Genomic DNA, 1444 nt, shown 5'->3' on the forward strand with positions numbered 1-1444 from the left:
GCGGCGAGGGCCTTCCACAGCGCCTCGCCCTTGCCCGGGACGTCCCCCAGGGCGGGCAGCACGTCCCCCTGCGCCACCACCCGGGCGCCGGCCGCGCGGGCCACCTCCGCGGTGCCGTCGACGCTGTGGGAGTCGATCACCACCAACTCGTCGATGAGTGGCACCCGCTCGACCAGCTCGGACCGGAGCGCGGCGACGATCACGCCGACCGTCGACTCCTCGTTCCGGGCCGGGAGCACGACGGACACCCGCCGACCGGCCTTGGCCGCGACCAGGTCCTCGGCGCGGAAGTCTCCGGCCAGGTAGGTGCGTCGCACCGACCAGTCGCGGACGGGGTCGACCCGGTCCGCGAGGGGGGTACGCGCGTTCTCGCTCACCCCCGCGATCCTGCCAGAGGTATCCGACGAGCCGCCGCCGTGGGACGGACCCGTTCACCCGGGTGTGCCACGATGCACACCATGGACTTCTCACCCTCACCCCGCGCGGCCGAGCTCACCGCGGCGGTCCGCGAGTTCATCGACACGCACATCACCCCGGTCGAGCCGGGGATCCACGCCGACATCGCCCGCCGCCGTCTGGCCGGCGAGGACCCCTGGGCGGTCGATCCGCGGATCACCGAACTGCAGGGCAGGGCGCGCGAGCAGGGACTGTGGAACCTCTTCCTGCCCGCCGGGCACGAGGGCCCCTACGCCGAGCGCTACGGCACCCACGGGGGGACCGGCCTGACCAACACCGACTACGCGCCCGTCGCCGAGGAGATGGGGAGGTCGTTCATCGCGCCCCTGGTGTTCAACTGCAACGCCCCGGACACCGGCAACATGGAGGTCTTGCTCAAGTACGGGTCGCAGGAGCAGAAGGACCGCTGGCTGGACCCGCTCCTGGACGGGAGGATCCGCAGCGCCTTCCTCATGACCGAGCCGGAGGTGGCCTCCTCCGACGCCTCCAACATGGCGGCCACCGCGCGGGTCGAGGGCGACGAGGTGGTGCTGGACGGCCGCAAGTGGTGGTCCACCGGGGTCGGCCACCCGGACTGCGAGGTGGGCATCTTCATGGGTGTGTCGGACCCGGACGCCCACCGGTACCTGAGGCACTCGATGGTCCTGGTGCCCATGGACGCCCCCGGGGTGCGCGTCGAGCGCATGCTCACCGCACAGGGTGTCTACGACGAACCGCTCGGCCACGGTGAGGTGTCCCTCGAGGGCGTGCGTCTGCCGGTGGAGAACATCATCACCGGACCCGGGCGCGCCGCCGAGATCGCGCAGGGTCGGCTCGGCCCCGGCCGCGTCCACCACTGCATGCGGCTCATCGGGCTGTCGGAGATGGCGCTCGACCTGGCCTGCCGTCGCGCCTCGGGCCGGGTGGCCTTCGGCAAACCCGTCGTCAACCTGGGCGGGAACCGGGAGCGGCTCGCCGAGGCCCGGATCGCCATCGACCAGGCCCGCCT

At 72.6% G+C, this 1444-nt stretch carries 2 protein-coding genes; one reads left to right on the forward strand and one right to left on the reverse strand.

Going from position 1 to position 1444, the window contains the following annotated elements; translation table 11 throughout:
- The coding region (locus tag G6018_RS13670; RefSeq protein WP_347237869.1) for a glycosyltransferase at nt 1-377 on the reverse strand (377 nt) is incomplete at its 3' end.
- An 81-nt stretch (nt 378-458) separates the two neighbouring features.
- On the opposite strand from G6018_RS13670, the gene G6018_RS13675 reads away from it, so the two are divergent.
- Nucleotides 459-1444, forward strand: a 986-nt coding sequence (locus G6018_RS13675) for an acyl-CoA dehydrogenase family protein (protein ID WP_182639902.1), incomplete at its 3' end; no start/stop codon positions are given.

This window comes from Dietzia sp. DQ11-44 (assembly GCF_014145205.1).
Taxonomy (GTDB): domain Bacteria; phylum Actinomycetota; class Actinomycetes; order Mycobacteriales; family Mycobacteriaceae; genus Dietzia; species Dietzia natronolimnaea.